We start from the raw sequence: 20,215 nt of genomic DNA, 5'->3' as shown, positions 1-20,215 counted from the left end.
ACCTGTTATCATTTTAACACAAATATTCAGAATAGGAATCATACAAAAAGACCGGCAAATCGGCGTGCGGTTTGTCGGTCTTATATGCTATTGATACTCAGAATAATTAATAAAAATAAGTTGGACAACATAAACCTTCATCATATTAAATATGAGCCTCATCATTTTGCCCTATCGGCTGGAATCGATTATTCCCCAAACCAACAGTCTTAAACTTTTAACACGAGCTGGCGGGAAAAGAAATACAAATACGTCTGAGTAACTGGTTCGTTCCAAATATGTTCAATCGCATGCCGATACAGGTCCATTTGTGTTTCATATCGTCTGACGAGTTTTTCTTTGACCTGATCATCCACTTCCTGATGGATTGCATCTGTTTTATAGTCCAAAATAATCCATCCATCATCAGCCGGGATAACACAGTCGATAACCCCTTGGACGAGCACCTGTTCATCGGTATCACTCGACCAATTGGCATAAACATCTTTGGCGGACAATGCCAAGCTGAACGGCACTTCCCGGTAAATAGTTGGTGCATTCATAATCTTTTTGGCAATCGACGTACGGAAAAATTCCTCGATTGTTTCCGTGTCAATGACTTCCGCTTCCTCGGAGGTCAGGACTTCACGCGCCACCAACCTCTCGGAGAACTCTGCAATTTCCGCAGAACCCATAGGACTGACCATTGGAATATGCTGCATGACCGTATGCATAGCCGTACCACGTTCTGCTGCTGTAATTGTCCGCTTTTTCTGCATAAAGGCCGGCCTTCTGGCAATCGGCGCCCGGAATGGCTGCATGAGCTGATCTGAACTGTATTCATCCTTCAATTCACGCTGCCGTTTAATTTCCGTAACCGTCTGTTTGGCGCGTGACACAGCCGCATCGCGATAGGGGTAACTGTAGGAAAGCCGCTTATTAACTGATTCATCCAACTCCGCATCATCCAGCTCAACCGGCCGCCATTCCGTGATGTTTTCTTTTCGCTCCAGATCTGCTCCCACATCTGATTCATCCAGGTTAGCCAATGAACTGCCATGGACGATTTTTACGTTCCATTCAGAAGGATCAATCCGAATCGCTTCCAGCACCTTATCTTTCAATTCTTCGCTCCGTAAGGCTTCATTGGATTGATGACGAATCAGAGCAGGACCGACCCAATCGAGATATGTTTTCGAATCAATCCGGTAGTGCGCTGGCAAAATCCAACCGGAATGATCCAATATCTTCTGCCATTTTTCCTGTTTCTTTTCAAACGATGCAACATTCCCTACCATTAAAAGTTTTTCCTTCGCGCGGGTCATCGCAACGTACAATACACGCATCTCCTCGGCCAGCATTTCACGGAGCTTTTCCTTCTGAAGCGCATGATAATATAGTGTCGGATAGGTGACTCGTTTCACTGGATCAATGTATTTGCTGGCAAACCCCAAATCCTTATGCAGCAAGTAACGCTGTCGCAAATCCTGTAAGTTAAACTGCTTATCCATTGCTCCCAAAATAACCACCGGAAATTCCAATCCTTTACTTTTATGAATCGTCATAATCCGGACGACGTCTTCCTGTTCGCTTAACGCCCGGGCTGCACCAAGATCATCGCCACGTTCCTCCATCCGCTCGATAAACCGCAGAAACCGGAACAAACCGCGGAATGAGGTCGTTTCATAACCCCGGGCACGATCGTACAACGCTCTCAGATTGGCTTGGCGCTGTCGTCCGCCCGGCATGCCGCCGACAAAATCGTAATAGCCGGTTTCCCGGAAAATCTGCCAGATTAATTCGGATAATGCACCTTGTCTTGCCGCCAGCCGGAAACGTTCTACCTGTTCCAGGAAATTGCTGATTTTCTCCGCCGTATCATTATGATATTGCTTTTGATAAGCCTTAAGTGCATCGAAATAATTCCCTCGCTTGTCAGCCAGTCTTACCGATGCCAACTGTTCTTCATCCAGACCGACAATCGGTGACTTCAGCACCGAGGCTAACGGAATATCCTGCCTTGGATTATCGATTACTTTGAGCACATTAATCATTACTTTCACTTCAATGGCTTCAAAATAACCGGTGGAAAGTTCAGCATAAACCGGGATTCCCTGCCGTTTCAATTCATCGACAATCGTCGGTGCCCATGTCATCGAGCGCATCAGGATGACAATGTCACGGTATTGGATTTCACGCTGTGAATCCGTGTTTTTATCATAAACCTGCAGCGGCTCTGCATCATCCCGTCCAATCCATCCTTTAATTTTTTCCGCATAGGACCGTGCTTCGAGCTGCGCTTTCTCCAAATCCTGGTAATCCTCTTCTTCCGGGGATATATCCTCTTTTTCCTCAGGTGCTTCCCGGTCGATTACAATCAATTCCGGCTCCGGTTCGGTATGTGGCAGCGTGTCATACATGTTATTCGCGTAAATCAGCTCGGCATCCTGATCATACGTAATTTCACCAAGCTCCTCATCAAGAATCTGCCGAAAAATATAATTGGTACCGGTCAGCACCTGTTCGCGGCTCCGGAAATTACTGGCCAGGTCAATGCGTTCGGCCGGACTGTCATTGCCGGCAAAACGTTTATATTTATCAATAAACAGTGACGGTTCGGCATGACGGAACCTATAAATACTCTGTTTCACATCACCAACCATGAACATATTGCCCGGTCCGGTCTGATCACTGATTAACGTTAAAATCGTTTCCTGCACCAGATTGGTATCCTGATATTCATCCACTAACAGTTCAGTGAATTGTTCTTTGAGTGCAGTTGCAACACGGGACGCGATAATATGTTCTGGTTCAGAAGTTTCGTCGCATAAAAGTTGCAAACAGTAATGCTCCAGGTCGGAAAAATCAACAATACCCCGTTCACGTTTTTGCTCAGTAAACCGATCTTTGAACTGTTTGACCAGTTCCGTCAACTGTTTGATGACAGGAGCCAGTTCCTGCATATCCGCCACATGCCCTGTGAGGTTGCGGCTGAACCAGTTATCCTTCATATCGTTCCAGCGCTTTTTATAACTGTTGCGCAGATTTTTCACCTGGTCTTTTTTCGCCTCATCACAGTCCACCCGTTTGCCGGATAATTTCGCGAAAGAACTTTCCACAAAATGAGTTTGCAGTTCATTCCACGAATCCACCTTGGCAAGTGCTTCCTGCATACTCAGGGCATCGGATTCAACCGCGTCCGCATAATGATAGGGACCATCACTTTCTTTGGTCAAGTCCATGGCCAGGTTGATTTCCTCCCGCATTGCTGCCAGCTGGTTTCGGACCTCCCGTTTGATGATATTAAGCCAGGGTAATTCCGATTCCTGCCAGTCCGCCGGAATATCATATACACCAGCAAGTTCATCCAGCCATTGTTCCGGCCACGGGTTTTGCATGGCAAATGTGTACAAATCAAGGACAAGATTCTCGACATCTGTATCGCTGCGGTCACTGGAAAAACGGTCAACCACTGCAAAAAACTTCTCCTGTTCTGTTCCTTCTGTGCCATACCAGTCCTCAAACAGATCATCCATTACTTCCTGCTTGATCAGGTCTGCTTCCATATCATTGGCAATCCGGAATGCAGGATCGATGTCCAACAGGTATGCATACTGTTTCACCACATCCAGGCAGAATGAGTGGAGCGTGGAAATGGATGCACGCTGCAGAAGGGACAGTTGCTTTTTTAAATGGTTGGATGACGGATCCTGCGCCAATGCCTCTTCAAGTGCCTGTCCGACCCGATTCCGCATTTCCTGTGCTGCCGCATTTGTAAAAGTCACGACCAGCAACGAATCAATATCGACCGGATTCTGTTTATGAAGCAGTTTTTGAATAATCCGCTCCACCAGCACAGCTGTTTTTCCGGATCCAGCCGCGGCCGCCACGAGCACATCCCGGCCGTCCGTGTATATCGCCTGTTCCTGTTCCTTTGTCCATTTAACCATTACTTCTCCCCCTTATGCCGCAGTTTTTCCAATACTTCATCGTCTTTCATATCCGTCAGCTTGCGATAGTTATTTTCCTCAAGAATCGGGTCAAACTGACAGACGGACAGAAACGGACAATACGTGCATGCCGTGTTCTGTTTATGTTGAAACGGATTTAAGTGCACCCCGCCGGATGTCATATCAATTCCAGCCTGCATCATCAGGTGGTGAATGTGGTTTTGCAGGCTGCTGAACGTTTCATTATCTGCTACTTTCGAATGGCTGTAAAAGCCGCCCTTCCGTTTCACACCAGCCGGAACAATTCTGCTCGTTCCGGAATCGAGTGACGTATCCATTAATTTAACAATTTCCTCATCTGATAATAATAAACCTTGCATTTTATATTTCTTAAATATTTCTTTTTCAATCTCATCATCCGACATTTTCATTTTGCCGGAAACCATCGGATTATGAACGTGAAAATAAAGCACCCCGGCTGGTGATGCCTTTACTCCCAGCCACTTTTCGGAATGGGACAGGACAACATCCAGATATGTCAGCATCTGCAGTGCCAGCCCATAATACACATCCAGCAAATTAAGCCCTTTTGCACTTGATTTGTAGTCAATAATCCGCAAGAAAAGATCATCCTGGTTCAATGCCTTGTCGACCCGGTCAATCCGGCCGCGCAGCATAAGTTCAAATCCGTTCTCGAGCGGCAGCGTTACCGGTGGAAGTCCACCCTTGTTTTCATCAAACCCAAAGCCAAGTTCCAGTCCGACCGGTGAAAATTCACTTTGCCTTGACTGTTCACTCAGGATAAACGTTGCCCGTGTAATGACTTCCTGCAGTTTTTCCTGGATATATTTATACCGGTTTGAACTGTGTAAAATCTGATGCTGCAAAATCGGCGCAAGGTTATCAACTGCTTTTTTTGCATATCCGGCACTGTCCTGTTTCGTAATCTTGGAAAAATCCCGTCCCTCTTCCTGAATCCATTCGGTAATTTTTTTCAATGCTTCATGAAACAGCTGGCCGATATCCGGTGCATCCAGTTTATACGTTTTCCGCTCATCAAGTTTCAGGCTGTATTTGGCAAAATGCTGATACGAACAACGGTAATACGTTTCCAATCTTGAAACGCTTGCCTTCACCTGTTTTGGAAACAGTTCCTCGGTCGTCTCTTTCGTTAAATTAACCGGCCTATTCCGGTAATACAGACTTTGCAGAATCATATAGGTCGTACCGTATTTCGGATGATTATGAATATACCAGTTCAAAACGTGCCACCAGACAGGTTTAACCGGATACCCTTTTCTGCTTCGAGCCAATTGTGCTGTTAAAGCTGACCTTGTTTTAACAGGGGTTGTAATAAACCGGTCTGCTTCCATCAATTCATCCGGATCCTGCAATAGCAGATGATTACCTGTCACGGGAAATAAATCCTCCATCCGTTTAACTAACTGGGATGGCATTTTCGTTTTACCTTCTTCATCACTTAACGGATAGCTGATCCATAAATAATCACTCGCCGCGGTAAAGGCAATGTACATATAAAACCAGTCATCAAGCAGTTGTCGTTTGCTTGATTCTGCCAGCTGGACCCCATGACCGGCGAGCAGTTCACGCTCCAGTTCATTAATAATTCCGTCAGACTGCGGTTTCATTGGCCATGTACCATCATTTACCCCAAGCAAAAAAGCACATTTCATGCCACTGATCCGGGAACGGTCAATCGTACCGGCAATAACATGATCCATGCTTGGTGGAACATGGGCAAATGTCAGCGAGTCAAATCCGGCGTCAAGAGCAGCACGGAAGGTTTCCAGTGACATCGGCTCATCTCCCGCCATTTCCACCATTTCATCAAACAGCTGAATCACCGCATTCCATACCTGGTCCTGTTCACGTGCCTTTTCAATCTGACCTGCGTCATCATAGGTTTCCCGCATTTTTTCCAGTTGCTGTGGAATCTTTAATTTTTCCATGAACAGATAAACGGTTTCGCACAGTTCCTGAACGGTTGCGGCCTCTCTGATTTCCCCGTCAATTGGCTGGAGCGCCTGCACCACCTGATTCCGGTATGCATTAATCCGTTTTTGCGTTTCTTTTTCCATGTCGGTCTGTGCCGTTTGGTCAAATCCCCGAAAACGCTGAAACAGCCATTCCTGCTCACTCATCCATCGCTCGCGGGAACGGATACCATACTCAAGTACATAGTTTTCCAGTTCATCAATCGCATCGGCCGTAAGCGGATATTTCCGGTCGTCCGCTGGAATGTATCCGGTCTTCAGCACCCGGAAAACCGCATCATAGCGCCAGTTTCCTTCCACAATATCCAAAACAGAGCGAATCAGCTCAATTAGGGCATGATTCATCATTGTTCGTCGTTCATCAATAAACACCGGAATCTCATAATCATTGAAAATTGTCGCAATCAGATCATGGTAGATATCGGTTTGCCGGATAAACACCGCCATATCACGGAACTGGTAGTTTTCTTCCCGGACAAGCCGCAGTATCTCTTGGGCTGCACCTTCCACCTCTGCTCTCGGGTGTACCGCTTCGGCGATCTGTATCGGAACCTTTCCACTGTATTCCGGGGCTGGACGTACATCAAAATTTTGTTCCAAATGCTGAAAGTACGGACGGTTTCTGAACTTTCCATGTTTCGTATCCATTAACACCGGATTGTCTATGCTGATTCCATTTTCCTGTGCAATTGCCCTGAGATTTTGATATGTTTCCTTCGTCTGATAAAACAGATCCAGCTCTGAAACACCCTCTGCATCAGGAATATCGGTAGTCAGGGCCACCGTTACTGAACGGCACTTCTCTAACAGTTCCTCCACTACAAGGAGCTCCTTAGGTGAAAATCTATGGAACCCATCCAAATAAATGTCTGCACCTTCAAGGACAGAAGCGTCGCATATTTTATCAGCAAGCAGCTGCAGCTGGTCTTCACTGTCAATGTAATTATCCTTCAACACACTCGTCAGGCGTTCATATATGTAAACAAGATCCTGCAATTTACCGGTTAACGCAGCCTCGCCGGACTCTTTGTGCACAAACTGATTGATCTGTTCAATCTGCTCATCCAGCATATCAGGCGTGATACGATAACGCTTAAATTCAGTTATCATCGCTTCCAGCTGCTGCAGAAACCCCTGCTTCTCCAATGCTTTTTGAAATATATGCCATTCGGATTCTTTTTCCTCAATAATTTTACGGAGCATCATTTGAATCCCGACCGAACTGATAAACTGTCGTGTCCCGCCACCGGTTTCCTGCAGCACACGCCAGGCGAGACGCGAAAAGCTCACGACCTGGGCACGGATACTCCCGTGGATATCATTTTCCCGGAATAGCGCATACTCCTGCTGAAACGTCATCTGATCAGGCACGATATAAAAAATGGATGCGCCATGCGGGTTATCCGTTAATTTTTCTGTTATTTCATCCAAAATCCGGCCGCTTTTCCCCGTACCGGCTCGGCCAAGCAAAAATCGCAGTCCCATAGGTTCCCCTCTCCTTCAAAAATATTTCACACGAAAAAACCTCTATCCCTATTTTAGCAGAGACAGAGGCTTTCTTATAGCTATTTACGTCAGTTGGCAAACGATAGTTCCAATTGGGAGACCGGCCAGTATGTAATGTCCACTTTACCGACAAGCCTGTCCATCGACACAAAACCGAATTTACGACTGTCCAGACTGTTATCACGGTTATCCCCCATGACAAACAGCTTTCCCTCAGGTACAGTTGTTTTTCCGGTGGTTTCCACTAATGTAAAATCTTTTGTGTATGGTTTGTCATCACTGACTTTTTTAAACGGTTCCAGAAATTCTTCTTCGACATATTTGCCATTTACATAAAGTTTATCGTTTTTGTAGACGATTTTGTCACCAGGCAGACCAATAACACGTTTCACATAATCTGTTTGCTTTGTTGCATGAAATACGATAACGTCAAAACGATCAACATCAGCCAAATCATAGGCAACTTTATTTACCATCATCATATTCCCATCATATAAAGTAGGCTCCATCGATTCACCTTCCACTACATAACTGGCGAACAGATAAGACCTGAATACAAAAGCAAGTGCGGCCGCCAGAATCACAACAGGTATGATTCTTAAAAAAAACTTTTTTATCATATTCTTTTCCTCCAGAATCATTTCTCATTGTCCATCATACCCAATTCGATATAAAATTAATCCTGGTCGGAAATCTCTTTAATCAAGGCTTTGCGCTGTAATCTTTTTTCAATATACTTCCCAATCACCCAGAACAATGTAATACAGACACCAACAATAATGGTCTTCACCGGCTCTTTGGCAAATTCCATGATGCTTGATCCAACATAGGAGATGGAAAAGATCATCACCGATTTCCCAAGTAAAACAGCCAGAATAAATTGCTGTTTGCTTATTTTCGACAACCCGGAAACAACATTAATAACCGATGAAGGGGAGAACGGAAAACACATCAGCAAAAACAGCGGACCGAAGCCATGCCGCTCCACCCAGGCAGTGACTTTACGAACCTGTTTGTTTTTGCGTATCCCTTTGAACACCCGTTTATCTCCAAGTCTTCGGACTAGCAAAAATACTAGAATTGATCCTACACTCGAGCCTGCCCATGATAATAGAAAACCTTCAAGCAAACCATATGCTGCGGCATTGGCGGCCACAAACACAAGCAGCGGCAGGAATGGCAGAAATGACTCCAGAAATGGAAGCAAAATACCCGGAATCGGTCCAAGGCTTTCATACTGGTTCAGTAACTGCATAATATATTCATCAAATTTGTCTTCTTCCAATAATCTTCTCCAATTAGCTATGCTGAGATTAAACAAATACATTCGCCAAAGTCCCCTATTCCTCTCGAACATTTAAATACTTCATTGTCTAGTTTGTCTCCTTTTATTTTAAAGTAAACCTCACTTTCTGCATAGCATTTTTAATTCGGCCTCTTTCTCTTCTCAAACATTTTATTGTATTTTTCGGCTGCTTTGTCATATAATAAATAAAAGAACAAACGTTCGATAATTTGGAGGGGTCATCATGCGCTATCTCAGTGAAGAAGAATTCCAGTTGGCGTCACGCTTTCTGTTTCTTTCGATGGCAATGGTTGTCATACAGCAGGATATTCAGCATATCCAAAATGGATCGTTTAAAATAAAGGAGCCATACATGGAGCTTCTGGAAAAAATGAATACGGAAGCAGCGAATGAACGCAGGCAGCTGCGGAAAAGTATGCAAAAACACAAACTCAAAGTTCTTACATTAAATAAAAATGATTCATTTTCATCTTTCCTGTTTTTGTGCAATGGGCGTGAAGAAAAACGGAATTATTTCAATCCGGCTATTCGCAAAAAGGTGGAAGTCATTATCCAGGAGCTTATGCAAAAGGCTCTGCCACCATATCAGCATTCTGTTTCAGCAAATACTTGATCCGGTTATCCAGCAAGTAACGGAATTGCGCGGTGCGTTGTATTTGGTTCAGCATGGAGCCGTAAGAGACAGGAATCATTATCCGTTTGCCATTTTTGAAAAGTACTTCCGTATGGCTGTTATCCACTTGGGTTACCTGATCAATATGAGAATGGGCAACCCATGAACATTTGGAGCTTGCGGGTGAAGTTGTCGGGAAAAAATACATGCCGCTGGAAGGGTCAACAGCTATCGGAGCCTTATGTGTAATCCCACAGATGTCTCTTGTCCCGTCCTGTCTGCCCCGCAGACTGGACCCGAAAAATTTGCACGCATTGTCAATAATTTTGCTGGGAGAGAACGGAACAATAGATTCAGTCTGTTCCTCAAGCACACACGTATTGGTATTCCCGTTTTGATCAAACTGTGTCAAAACGGCCATTGTAAGAGGGGTAACTTCGTGTGTTGGAGTATAGAAATCGTTAAACACTAAATCAGTCATTTGGTTAACATCCTTTCCATATTTCAGGAAAAGAAAAAGGCCTACTACTAATTTACCAAATTTTTCACAAAAATGGTATCTATTTTTGTAATTTTCAACACTATTTTTACTTACATTGGCCTAAATTACGGATCTGTCGATTTATTTTCGTTTTCAACATTCGCATTGTCCGACGTTTCACCGACGGTCTGATCAACCCGTGCATGAAAGTCAGGGTTCAACAACGTAAACGTCGCCAATTCCGGCATATTTCGCTCCCTTTCCATATTGAACACCATCCTTTTTATTAGCAGTATGCCAGAACTGGGTTGTTTTTATGCAGTAATGCCTTTATTGCAGTATTCTCCGAAAGCGTAGAAATCAGCAAAATGAACACAAATTTTAAGTCCGGTTCATTGGCGAATCGGACTTAAAAAAACAAGCTGTATTAGGAAAAAGTATCGTACTGAATTATTGGTTCACTTTGTCACGAAGAACTTTCCGCAAAATTTTTCCGGTTGTATTTTTTGGCAATTCATCCAAAAACTCAATACTGGATGGAATTTTGTATTTAGCCAGATGTGCATTGCAAAACTCCAATAAAACATCCTCTGTCAGCGTCGAATCTTTCGTGACGACAAAGCATTTCACTGATTCACCTGTATCGGGATGCGGAGCACCGATAACAGCCGCTTCAGCAATACCTGGATGTTCATACAATACTTCCTCCACTTCACGCGGATACACATTATAGCCGCCAACAAGAATCATATCCTTTTTCCGGTCAACAATATAAAAATAGCCTTCATTATCCATTCGCGCCATATCACCGGTATAGAGCCAGCCATCCCGCAAAGCCATTTCCGTTTCCTCCGGCAGTTTGTAATAACCTTTCATGACATTTGGCCCGCGAACGGCAAGCTCCCCGACTTCTCCAACCTCTGCCTCTTCGCCAAACTCATTCATGACCCTATTTTCCACATTCAGAATGCTTTGACCAATCGAACCAGGCTTTCTTGGCCGGTCCAACGGATTAAAACAGGTAACTGGTGCTGCTTCAGACAGACCGTACCCTTCCGAAACACGAACATTAAACACCTCTTCGAAATTTTTCAAAAGAGCTACCGGCATGGATGAACCACCGGAGATACAAAGCCGGATCCCCGAAAAATCAACGGTATGATCAGCAGCGCTTTGCAGCAAATAATTATACATGGTCGGCACACCGGCAAAAATAGTCGCTTTTTGCTCGGAAGCAACCTTGAAAACTTCCTGTGGTGAGAACTTCGGCATAATCAGTATAGTGCCACCATTCATCAGCGGAGCATTCAATGACACCGTTAAACAGAACACATGGAACATTGGCAGTGCAGCAATAACACGGTCTTCTTCGTTAATCGTCAAATAATCTGCCGTATCCTTTGCATTGGAATAGATATTTTGATGAGTCAGCATCGCTCCCTTTGGCTTACCGGTCGTGCCGGAAGTATACAAAATAATTGCCGTATCCTCGTCATCCAGCTGCGGTGTGTGCGTATCCAAGCTCCCCGCTTTGATCAACTCCGTAAACGATTCTATTTTATCAACCACTGGACTATCACCAAAAGACTTGCTTGACCCTGTATCACAGGATATGTAATGTTCAACCGCCGGCAGCTGATCTGCAATCGCTTCAAATTTTTCCAGCAAAACATCCATCGTAATAATTCCTTTGACATCACCATTTTTAAGGATATAACCTAGCTCATGTGAGGTGTACATCGGGTTAACCGGAATAACAACAGCACCGACCCGCAATGCACCATACAGCGCAATGACATAATATGGACTGTTACCTAACGCAAGTGCGATGTGATCCCCTTTACTGTAACCGAGTTGCTGCAGACTGGAAGCAAACTTAGTGACCATTCCTTCCAACTCCAGATAGCTTGTCTCCGAATCCTGAAAAACATATGCTGTTTTATGCGGATGTTCCTGAGCTGTCAACGACAATTGATCCGTTATATTCATTGTTTTCCTCCCCGAGTCATGAATGAATAGTCATTCACTTTTTCGTAAAAATTCAAAAGGCTCTGCTCTTCCTTAAAAAGTCAGCCTTTCGTGTTTAATAAACTTTATAATTTTTAAACTATTTAAAGTATAAAATACCGTGGAACAGATTACAAGTGGAAGCGCTGACATTTACTCTGCTGAAATTTTTACCAGAGTGGATATGCTCATGTCGAGAACTATGGGGGATGTTCTGCTTGTACGGTTGATGTTTTTGCTCGTGCGGTTGATGTTTCGCTCGTGCGGTTGATGTTTCGCTCGTGCGGTTGATGTTTCGCTCGTGCGGTTGATGTTCCGCTCGTGCGGTTGATGTTCCGCTCGTGCGGTTGATGTTCCGCTCGTGCGGTTGATGTTCCGCTCGTGCGGTTGATGTTCCGCTCGTGCGGTTGATGTTCCGCTCGTGCGGTTGATGTTCCGCCTGTGCGGTTGATGTTTTGCCCGTGCGGTTGATGTTCCGCTCGTGCGGTTGATGTTCTGCTTTGTGCGGTTGATGTTCCGCTTGTGCGGTTGATGTTTTGCCTGTGCGGTTGATGTTTCGCTTGTGCGGTTGACATTCCTTGCTTATGAATGTTGCACTATTTTACAACTAAAAAAAGCAGCCCGCCGAATTCCGGTGAGCCGCTTTCCACTGTTAATATAACAGATTAACAAATTCTTCTTTGGAGATTTTCCCAAGATAATGCGGGATATCAACATCGGCAAGTGCTTCTTCAATCGCTTTCCGTTCATGGCGGACACCGATCAGTTGTTGTTCAATATCCTTCACTTCACCGATACCGAAGAAATCCCCGTAAATTTTACAGTTTTCAATCAGACCATTTTTCACATCGAGGCGAACATCAACAAGTCCCCCGTCAAATTTATGAGACTCCTGAATGTTAAACTTCGGTGATTTTCCGTAGTTCCAATCCCACTTTTGATATCGCTCTTTGGAAATCTGATGAACATTCTCCCAATCTTCATCGGACAGTTCATACTGCGGAACATCCTTAACGTCTTCCACATCAAAAATATAGCGTAAAATCATTTCCTTAAACTCGTCCATCGTGATTTTTTCATCAAGAAATTCAGAAATATTAGCTACACGGCTGCGGATGGACTTAATCCCTTTTGATTTGATCTTTTCCATTTTTACATTCAGCGCGGAAACAACGTTCTCAATTTCAGAATCGAGCATTAAGGTGCCATGGCTGAACATGCGTCCTTTTGTTGAAAACATTGCATTACCGGAAATTTTGCGTCCATTGGCAGCAAGGTCATTGCGCCCCTGCAATTCAGCTGGTACACCGAGATTGTTCAATGCTTCTACCATAGGCTTCGTAAACTTAGCAAAGTTCTGGAAGCTTTCCCCATCGTCCTTTGTAATAAAACTGAAGTTAAGGTTTCCTTCATCATGATAGACGGCACCGCCTCCGGACAGACGGCGGACAACTTTAATTCCGTTCTCATCCACATAATTGGTGTTAATCTCTTCAATGGTGTTCTGGTTCCGTCCGATAATAATCGATGGTCTGTTAACATAAAACAACAGATATGTATCTTTTTCACCAAAATTTTGCAGTACATATTCTTCCAGTGCCAAATTTATACTCGGATCAGTTATTCCTTTATTATCAATGAATTTCATGTCATGGCCTCCCTGTGTAATATCATCCTATATCCTATTGTAATGGAAATCCGACACTCCATCAAAAGATATAACCTAGGACGACATACCTATTGAAATCCGATTTATTTCGCCCATGTGAACCCGGAATGCGCTAATTGAACAGTTCCAGTAAAAAACTGCTCAGCTTCTTCCACCAATTTATTGTTATCTCCGTACTGCGGCAAATGACTAAGCAGAAGTTCCCGGACGTTTGCTTCCCTTGCAATGGCGGCTCCATCAATGCTATTCATATGACCTGCTTTGGAACCCTCCTGGTCAGCATAAAAATTGCAATCGGTAATGAGCAAATCCGTATTTTTGGCAAAATCATACCACGCTTCGCTAAAAGCGGAGTCTGCTGTATAGACTACCGTACTGTCACCATCAGATATACGCATGCCGTAACATGGAACAGGATGGACTGTTTTTTGGAAAGTAACTGTAAACGGGCCAATTTCCAACTGTTTTTCGGGGTCATATGCAATTCCTTCTGTGCATTTGTGTGTCAATGCCTCAAAGCCTTCCCTGTCTTCAGTATGACCATAGATTGGCAGGATTTCCTTGTTTCCGGTAACATACGAATTCACCAGCCATGCATACTGCAACACGCCGATATCGGCAATATGATCCGCATGATAGTGTGATATAACAACTGCATCCAAATCCATTACTTTTTTATATTTCTGCAGTTTTGACAAGGAACCGCTGCCAGCATCGATCAATAATGTAAAACCATCTTTTTCAATTAAATATGCTGATGTAGCACCGTCCGGAGCGGGATATCCGCCCCACTGTCCAATTACTGTCAGTTTCATAGACATTCACCTCATTATTATTTTTTCTGATTTTGTTGTAACACAGTATTGACACCATGCATACTGTTATAATACAATATGTGTAATAAATACTTCAGAGGAGGATTCACATGAACAACGTCGTTGAGTTTTTCAGAAACTTGCCTAAAAAGAAGTGTCATAACTGTGGTCAGGCTATGCATGAAAAAGCAGACTGTTATGGAAATTTGTGTGACGAATGTGATCATCCGGCCAGATAATATTTAAGTTGAACGATTTGAAATTCATAACCGTATACTTTGTACTATAACACATTTTTATTTTTTCGCGCGTCATTCAGCTGATGCGCGACTTTTTTGTTTCTGAAAAATCATATCATTCTGCTTGTAATTATTTTATACTAATAATAGAGATTTGCAATACGAGGAGGAATTAGTTATGACAAACACAGCCGAACGCTGGGTGCGCGCAGAAGTCCCAGCAGAGCAAACATGGGATTTAACCGATTTGTTTGAATCAAATGAAGCATGGGAGAATGAATTGTCTGTTCTGCAGGCAAATGTTAGTGAAGTTACCCAATATAAAGGACGAATGACCAGAAAAGCTTCTACACTGTTAAATTGTTTAGAAGCATTGGAAAATTTCCAGCAGCGCCTCATACGAGTGGCTGTGTATGCAAATTTAAAAGCAGCAGCCGACGGATCTGATCCAAAAAATCAGGCTGATTCCGCAAAAGTATCTTCTGTGTTGGCAACAATCGGATCCAAAATTTCTTTTGTTGAATCCGAACTGTTAGAATTGAATCAAAATGATATAGAGTATTTGTTGGAACAAGAACCGAAACTGCAAAATTACCGGAAGATGTTTCTGGATATTTTGGAGAAAAAGCCATTTTCGCTGATTCCGGAAATTGAGGAAACACTGGCTGCTTTGAGTGAAGTACATAATGCACCGTATATGATTTATGAACGAAGCAAATCAGCCGACATGGAATTTGAATCAATCACGGGTGAGGACGGTGAGTCCCTGCCGATGTCTTTTGCACTATATGAAGATCGCTATGAACTGTCTCCGGATGCCGGAATCCGAAGCAGAGCATATGATTCTTTTGTCAAAACGTTAAACAAGTACAAAAATACATATGCAGCAACCTATGCCACTGAAATCACCAAACAAGTGACAATGTCACAGCTACGTTCGCATAGTTCCGTAACCGAGATGCTGCTTCAGCCGCAGCAAGTCACAGAAGAAATGTACCACAATCAGCTTGATATTATTCAGGAGGAACTGGCACCGCACATGCGCCGGTTTGCACGTCTCAAAAAAGAAAAACTGGGACTCGATGAAATGCATTTTTACGACTTAAAGGCACCGCTGGACCCGGAATTCAATCCGGAAACAACGTATGAAGAAGCAGCTGAAACGATTCTGGAGGCACTGGGGGTGATGGGGCCTGAGTACACTGAAATCATCAAAAAGGGACTCTATAACCGTTGGATTGACCGAGCAGATAATGTAGGGAAAGCAACCGGTGCATTTTGCTCAAGTCCTTATGGTGTACACCCATATATATTACTTACGTGGACAGATAACATGCGGGGGGCGTTTATTCTCGCACACGAACTGGGCCATGCCGGACATTTTTATCTTGCCGGACAGCATCAGTCCCTGGTCAATATGCAGCCATCCACTTATTTTATCGAGGCACCGTCAACGATAAATGAGCTGCTGCTCGCGAATCATCTGTTGAACAAAACAGATGATAAACGGATGAAACGGTGGGTTATTACCCAATTACTTGGAACCTATTACCATAATTTCGTGACCCATTTACTGGAAGGTGAATTCCAACGCCGGGTGTACGCTTTGGCAGAGGAAGGAACACCACTTACAGCAGATGTACTGTCTACACAAAAGAAAGAAGCACTGCAAAACTTCTGGGGAGATGATGTCATCCTTGATGAGGGCGCAGAACTAACCTGGATGCGCCAGCCGCATTATTACATGGGCTTGTATCCATATACCTATTCGGCCGGTTTAACCGTCTCAACCGCCGTCGCACAAAAAATCAACGAAGAAGGTCAGCCCGCAGTTGACCGGTGGCTGTCCGTCCTCAAAGCTGGAGGGTCTATGAAGCCTCAGGACCTGATTGAAAAAGCCGGCCTCGACATGTCCAAACCCGATGCCATCAAAGAAGCAGTTGCATATGTCGGTCAGCTGGTTGATGAACTGGAAAAAAGCTATGAGTAATTTGGTGAAGTGCTCCCGATTAGATTCGGGAGCGCTTTTTGTATTTAAGACAGAGGTTCATTGATATTATTGTACAAATCTCTCGAAGTTGGCCACCAAACGAAACAAAAAACCGGTGCTGGATGATATTAGGATCATCCAGCACCGGTTCCCTTCCTGTTACTTTTGCAAAAATTCAAGTACTTCTTCCACAGCTTGTTCACCTTGTCCGATGCAATCGGGCACGCCGACTCCCTCGTATGAACTTCCGGCCAGATATACTCCTGGCAGCTCTTGTTCCATGGCGGAGCGGACATTGTCAATTCGCTCTTTATGCCCAACCGTATACTGCGGCATCGCATTTTTCCAGCGGGAAATTACGCTGAATTCAGGTTCCTGGGTAATCTTCATTGTTTTCTTCAAATCACGCAGAACAATGTTGGTAATTTCCTCATCACTCATGTCCACAACGGCCTGATCATCCGGACGCCCGACATAGCAGCGCAGCAGCACTTTTCCTTCCGGTGCAGCATTCGGCCACTTTTTATGCGTCCATGTACAGGCGGTTATGCGAAAATCACTGTTCCGTGACACAACAAAGCCTGTTCCATCAATATCTTTTTTAATCGCTGAGGCATCAAATGCAAGTGCAACATTGGCGACAGATGTCGCCGGCACCTCTTTAAACGCCTGAAAAAAGTCATACTGGCTAAACATTTTTGGAACAGTATAATGTGGGGTCGCCAACACAACCGCATCAGCCTTATACACATCGCCATCGTTGAGAAGCAGATGGTAGCCATGGTCTTTTTTTTCAATATGATCAATCGCCGTGTTCAACGACAAAACATCGCCCAATTCCTCGGAAAGGCGGTCAACCATTGACTCCAACCCGCCTTTAAATGAAAAGAACATGCCGAGCTTTTTGCCGGAAGATTTTTTCTTTTTCGGTGTCGTTTTCTGCAAGCCTTTGATTAAACTTCGATGCTCTTGTTCCAATTCATAAAAGTTCGGAAATGTTGCCATCAGACTCATGTCATCGATGTTCCCGGCGTAAATTCCGGAAAGCAATGGTTCAATAAGATTTTCCACGAGTTCATTTCCAAAACGACGCCGGAAAAAGCCGCCAAGAGTCTGATCCCCTTTCTTCCCTTTTGGGAGCAGAAAATCCATACCGGCACGAAGCTTGCCAGCCGGGGAAAAAATTCCAGAAAACAGGAACGGCCGAACCTGTACGGGAATTCCCATATAGGCCCCTTTAGGCATTTTATGCAATTTGTTGTTTACGAGAATATAAGACTGACCAGTCCCATTACGGACAAGTTCTTCCCGCATGCCCAGCTCTTCCGCCAGTTTCACAGCGGGCTGTTTCCGGGATAAAAACGAGTCGGGTCCGCGTTCAATTGTAAAACCGCCCCGCTTCACCGTGCTGATTTTCCCACCAAGCCGGGAATCAGCTTCAAACAGTCGCACCTCATATGGCAGACCTCTCATCTGGATTTCTTTTTGCAAATAGTAGGCAGTAGATAACCCTGTTATGCCACCGCCCACAATTGCAATTTTTTTCATTTCGCTCATCGGACCTCACGCTTTACTTTTTTCAAAACTACATTTGACAAAGTCTCGATAAATTGTGGGTGAACATTTGGCATTTCCGGACGGTGATACGCCGCACCAATTTCGTCACACACTACTTTACATTCATAATCATTGTCATACAGTACTTCCAGGTGATCGGCAATGAATCCGACAGGGGCATAGACAAACGACTCGTACCCTTCTTTTTCATGAAGGTCACGGGTTAAATCCTGCACGTCCGGTCCAAGCCATGGATCGGGCGTATTCCCTTCACTCTGCCAGCCGATTGCATAGTCTTTGATCCCGGCCTCATCAGCAATCAAAGCAGCTGTTTCTTTTAACTGGTCAGGATATGGATCGCCATTTTGCAAAATTTTCTCTGGAAGACTGTGTGCTGATACAATCAATACAGCCTTGTCACGTTCTTCGGCAGACATGTCATCATAGACTGTGCTAATCTGATCGGCCCAATACTTAATAAATCCTGGCTCATTATACCAGCTTTCAACAGATTCAATAGTGATGCCGTGCTTTTCAGCCTCGTCACCTGCACGTTTATTGTAGGCCTTCACGCTGAATGTGGAATAGTGTGGCGCGAGTACAAGTGACACAGCTTCTTTAATACCGTCTTCCGCCATCTGTTGTACAGCATCTTCAATAAATGGTGTGATATGTTTCAGGCCAATATAGACGCTGAATTCCACTTCTTCCTGACTGGCGTTGAGATTAATTTCCAGTGCCTTTGCCTGTTCCTGTGTAATCCTGGCCAATGGCGAAATGCCACCGATTGCTTTATAGCGGTCTTTCAAATCCTGCAACGCTTCGTCAGACGGCTTTCGTCCATGCCGGATATGTGTATAATACGGCTCAATATCCGCTTCCTTATTTGGTGTTCCATATGCCATGACAAGTAATCCTACTTTTTTTCTTTCCATTTCAGCCACCTCTTCTGTTCAAAATTATCGTTTTGAATCGGTATGAATAAGTTCAGTCAGTTTCTTCAGTGTTTCCGGATTCACTTCCGGTGTTACACCATGCCCCAGGTTAAAAACGTGGTGGCCATCCTGAACCGACTGCTCCAGAATTTCCTTCGTTTTTTTATCAATTGTTTCCCAGTCGGAAAGCAGAATCGCGGGGTCAAGATTACCTTGTAAAACCTTCGTTACCCCCATCCCCCGTGCCTCTGTAATCGAAGTGCGCCAATCCAATCCGATAACATCCACAGGAAGATCATTCCATTCCAACAGCAAGTGTCTTGCGCCAACACCAAAAACAATCAGTGGTACATTCTCATTCCGTAACGCTGTAAAAATCCGGTTCATGACAGGCTTAATAAAGAATCGATAGTCGGCAGCATTCAATGCGCCCACCCATGAATCAAAGATCTGGATGGCCTTTGCACCTGCTTCGATTTGCGCACGAACGTACGCAATAATCATATCACCCAGTTTGTCCATTAGCGCGAACCAAACATCCGGCTTACTGTACATTAATGCTTTTGTTTTAGCATAATTTTTTGATGGTCCGCCTTCAACCATGTAGCTCGCAAGTGTAAACGGGGCACCGCTGAAACCGATCAGCGGCACATCGAGCTGTTCTTCACTGAGCAGGCGGATAGTTTCAAGAACATACGGCACATCAGCTTTCGGATTAATTGAACCAAGCCTTTCAACATCCTGAATGGTTGATACAGGATTGTAAATAACCGGGCCGATTCCTTTTTTAATTTCCACGTCAACACCAAGTGTCGGTAACGGAGACATGATATCTTTATACAAAATGGCTGCGTCAACACCGTAATGCTCAACCGGCAGCCTTGTCACATATGCACAAAGTTCCGGTTGATGCGTGATTTCAAACAGCGAATACTTTTCCTTCAATTTCCGGTATTCTTGTTGTGACCGGCCGGCCTGCCGCATATACCATACAGGAGTATAATCCGTTTTCTCACCTTTATAAGCTTTTATAATGGAATCATTGATAGTTCTCGTCATTGATTTGATTTCACCCTCTTTAACTGTTAGCAACTATTACTATATCGATTTCCATTTGCGGTGTATAGCAAACAGGAAGTATTGTCATCAATTT

16 protein-coding genes are annotated in these 20,215 nt (G+C 44.2%); 3 read left to right on the top strand and 13 right to left on the bottom strand.

The genetic code is table 11. From position 1 onward, the window contains the following. Positions 1 to 209 precede the first annotated feature (209 nt). From addA to HUX68_RS18850, 4 genes are all read right to left on the bottom strand, one after another. A complete protein-coding gene (gene addA / locus HUX68_RS18865) occupies positions 210 to 3,929 on the bottom strand; it encodes a helicase-exonuclease AddAB subunit AddA (protein WP_174616245.1) in 3,720 nt (1,239 codons plus the stop codon). Then, positions 3,929 to 7,429: a helicase-exonuclease AddAB subunit AddB gene (gene addB / locus HUX68_RS18860; protein WP_174616244.1), complete on the bottom strand. Its 3,501-nt coding sequence runs from the start codon at positions 7,427 to 7,429 to the stop codon at positions 3,929 to 3,931. The genes addA and addB overlap by 1 nt, the downstream gene beginning before the upstream one ends. 89 nt (positions 7,430 to 7,518) lie before the next feature. After that, positions 7,519 to 8,070 carry a signal peptidase I gene (lepB, locus tag HUX68_RS18855; RefSeq protein WP_174616243.1) on the bottom strand — a complete coding sequence of 184 codons (552 nt, stop codon included), beginning with the start codon at positions 8,068 to 8,070 and terminating at the stop codon, positions 7,519 to 7,521. Positions 8,071 to 8,126: 56 nt separating this feature from the next. Next, a complete protein-coding gene (locus HUX68_RS18850; RefSeq protein ID WP_174616242.1) occupies positions 8,127 to 8,777 on the bottom strand; it encodes a TVP38/TMEM64 family protein in 651 nt (216 codons plus the stop codon). A gap of 202 nt (positions 8,778 to 8,979) precedes the next feature. Between HUX68_RS18850 and HUX68_RS18845 the strand changes: the two genes are divergently transcribed. Beyond that, the gene (locus tag HUX68_RS18845) at positions 8,980 to 9,369 is read left to right on the top strand and encodes a YhjD family protein (RefSeq protein ID WP_174616241.1); all 390 of its coding nucleotides are present in this window, start codon (positions 8,980 to 8,982) and stop codon (positions 9,367 to 9,369) included. On the opposite strand, the gene HUX68_RS18840 is transcribed toward HUX68_RS18845, so the two are convergent. The 6 genes from HUX68_RS18840 to HUX68_RS18815 all read right to left on the bottom strand — a co-directional run bounded on the left by HUX68_RS18840 (position 9,317) and on the right by HUX68_RS18815 (position 14,341). Beyond that, complete coding sequence (locus HUX68_RS18840) at positions 9,317 to 9,850, bottom strand: competence protein ComK (RefSeq protein ID WP_174616240.1); 534 nt, start codon at positions 9,848 to 9,850, stop codon at positions 9,317 to 9,319. The two genes, HUX68_RS18845 and HUX68_RS18840, sit on opposite strands and share 53 nt — an antisense overlap. A gap of 125 nt (positions 9,851 to 9,975) precedes the next feature. Then, positions 9,976 to 10,116, bottom strand: coding sequence for a hypothetical protein (locus HUX68_RS18835; protein WP_174616239.1), 141 nt, complete (start codon positions 10,114 to 10,116; stop codon positions 9,976 to 9,978). 184 nt (positions 10,117 to 10,300) lie between these two features. Next, positions 10,301 to 11,839, bottom strand: a complete 1,539-nt coding sequence (locus HUX68_RS18830) for a fatty acid--CoA ligase family protein (protein ID WP_174616238.1) — start codon at positions 11,837 to 11,839, stop codon at positions 10,301 to 10,303. 218 nt (positions 11,840 to 12,057) lie between these two features. Next, complete coding sequence (locus HUX68_RS18825; protein WP_174616237.1) at positions 12,058 to 12,432, bottom strand: hypothetical protein; 375 nt, start codon at positions 12,430 to 12,432, stop codon at positions 12,058 to 12,060. 77 nt (positions 12,433 to 12,509) lie between these two features. Continuing rightward, entirely contained in the window at positions 12,510 to 13,505 is a 996-nt protein-coding gene (lplA, locus tag HUX68_RS18820; RefSeq protein ID WP_174616236.1) for a lipoate--protein ligase, read from the bottom strand. 104 nt (positions 13,506 to 13,609) lie between these two features. After that, positions 13,610 to 14,341 (bottom strand): MBL fold metallo-hydrolase, encoded by a 732-nt coding sequence (locus HUX68_RS18815; RefSeq protein WP_174616235.1) that lies wholly within the window; start codon positions 14,339 to 14,341, stop codon positions 13,610 to 13,612. 110 nt (positions 14,342 to 14,451) lie between these two features. Between HUX68_RS18815 and yhfH the strand changes: the two genes are divergently transcribed. Beyond that, positions 14,452 to 14,580 (top strand): protein YhfH, encoded by a 129-nt coding sequence (yhfH, locus tag HUX68_RS18810; RefSeq protein ID WP_174616234.1) that lies wholly within the window; start codon positions 14,452 to 14,454, stop codon positions 14,578 to 14,580. Between the two features lie 178 nt (positions 14,581 to 14,758). Then, positions 14,759 to 16,570, top strand: coding sequence for an oligoendopeptidase F (gene pepF, locus HUX68_RS18805; protein ID WP_174616233.1), 1,812 nt, complete (start codon positions 14,759 to 14,761; stop codon positions 16,568 to 16,570). Positions 16,571 to 16,729: 159 nt separating this feature from the next. Here pepF and hemY read toward each other — a convergent pair whose 3' ends face one another. From hemY to hemE, 3 genes are read right to left on the bottom strand one after another with little or no spacing between them, the layout of a single operon-like run. Then, positions 16,730 to 18,127, bottom strand: a complete 1,398-nt coding sequence (hemY, locus tag HUX68_RS18800; protein ID WP_174616232.1) for a protoporphyrinogen oxidase — start codon at positions 18,125 to 18,127, stop codon at positions 16,730 to 16,732. Beyond that, a complete protein-coding gene (hemH, locus tag HUX68_RS18795) occupies positions 18,124 to 19,062 on the bottom strand; it encodes a ferrochelatase (protein ID WP_174616231.1) in 939 nt (312 codons plus the stop codon). Before hemH ends, hemY begins: the two co-directional genes overlap by 4 nt. A gap of 24 nt (positions 19,063 to 19,086) precedes the next feature. Then, the gene (gene hemE, locus HUX68_RS18790; protein WP_174616230.1) at positions 19,087 to 20,121 is read right to left on the bottom strand and encodes a uroporphyrinogen decarboxylase; all 1,035 of its coding nucleotides are present in this window, start codon (positions 20,119 to 20,121) and stop codon (positions 19,087 to 19,089) included. Positions 20,122 to 20,215 lie beyond the last annotated feature (94 nt).

This window comes from Virgibacillus ihumii (assembly GCF_902726655.1).
GTDB classification, from domain to species: Bacteria; Bacillota; Bacilli; order Bacillales; family Amphibacillaceae; genus Lentibacillus; species Lentibacillus ihumii.
Note: the sequence above shows the minus strand (reverse complement) of the source record. Positions and strands in the feature narration are given on the sequence as shown.

Coding starts and splice junctions, on each gene's coding strand:
- addA (WP_174616245.1), bottom strand. CDS start 3,929: ATGGTTAAATGGACAAAGGAACAGGAACAGGCGATATACACGGACGGC.
- addB (WP_174616244.1), bottom strand. CDS start 7,429: ATGGGACTGCGATTTTTGCTTGGCCGAGCCGGTACGGGGAAAAGCGGC.
- lepB (WP_174616243.1), bottom strand. CDS start 8,070: ATGATAAAAAAGTTTTTTTTAAGAATCATACCTGTTGTGATTCTGGCG.
- HUX68_RS18850 (WP_174616242.1), bottom strand. CDS start 8,777: ATGTATTTGTTTAATCTCAGCATAGCTAATTGGAGAAGATTATTGGAA.
- HUX68_RS18845 (WP_174616241.1), top strand. CDS start 8,980: ATGCGCTATCTCAGTGAAGAAGAATTCCAGTTGGCGTCACGCTTTCTG.
- HUX68_RS18840 (WP_174616240.1), bottom strand. CDS start 9,850: ATGACTGATTTAGTGTTTAACGATTTCTATACTCCAACACACGAAGTT.
- HUX68_RS18835 (WP_174616239.1), bottom strand. CDS start 10,116: ATGGAAAGGGAGCGAAATATGCCGGAATTGGCGACGTTTACGTTGTTG.
- HUX68_RS18830 (WP_174616238.1), bottom strand. CDS start 11,839: ATGAATATAACGGATCAATTGTCGTTGACAGCTCAGGAACATCCGCAT.
- HUX68_RS18825 (WP_174616237.1), bottom strand. CDS start 12,432: ATGTCAACCGCACAAGCGAAACATCAACCGCACAGGCAAAACATCAAC.
- lplA (WP_174616236.1), bottom strand. CDS start 13,505: ATGAAATTCATTGATAATAAAGGAATAACTGATCCGAGTATAAATTTG.
- HUX68_RS18815 (WP_174616235.1), bottom strand. CDS start 14,341: ATGAAACTGACAGTAATTGGACAGTGGGGCGGATATCCCGCTCCGGAC.
- yhfH (WP_174616234.1), top strand. CDS start 14,452: ATGAACAACGTCGTTGAGTTTTTCAGAAACTTGCCTAAAAAGAAGTGT.
- pepF (WP_174616233.1), top strand. CDS start 14,759: ATGACAAACACAGCCGAACGCTGGGTGCGCGCAGAAGTCCCAGCAGAG.
- hemY (WP_174616232.1), bottom strand. CDS start 18,127: ATGAGCGAAATGAAAAAAATTGCAATTGTGGGCGGTGGCATAACAGGG.
- hemH (WP_174616231.1), bottom strand. CDS start 19,062: ATGGAAAGAAAAAAAGTAGGATTACTTGTCATGGCATATGGAACACCA.
- hemE (WP_174616230.1), bottom strand. CDS start 20,121: ATGACGAGAACTATCAATGATTCCATTATAAAAGCTTATAAAGGTGAG.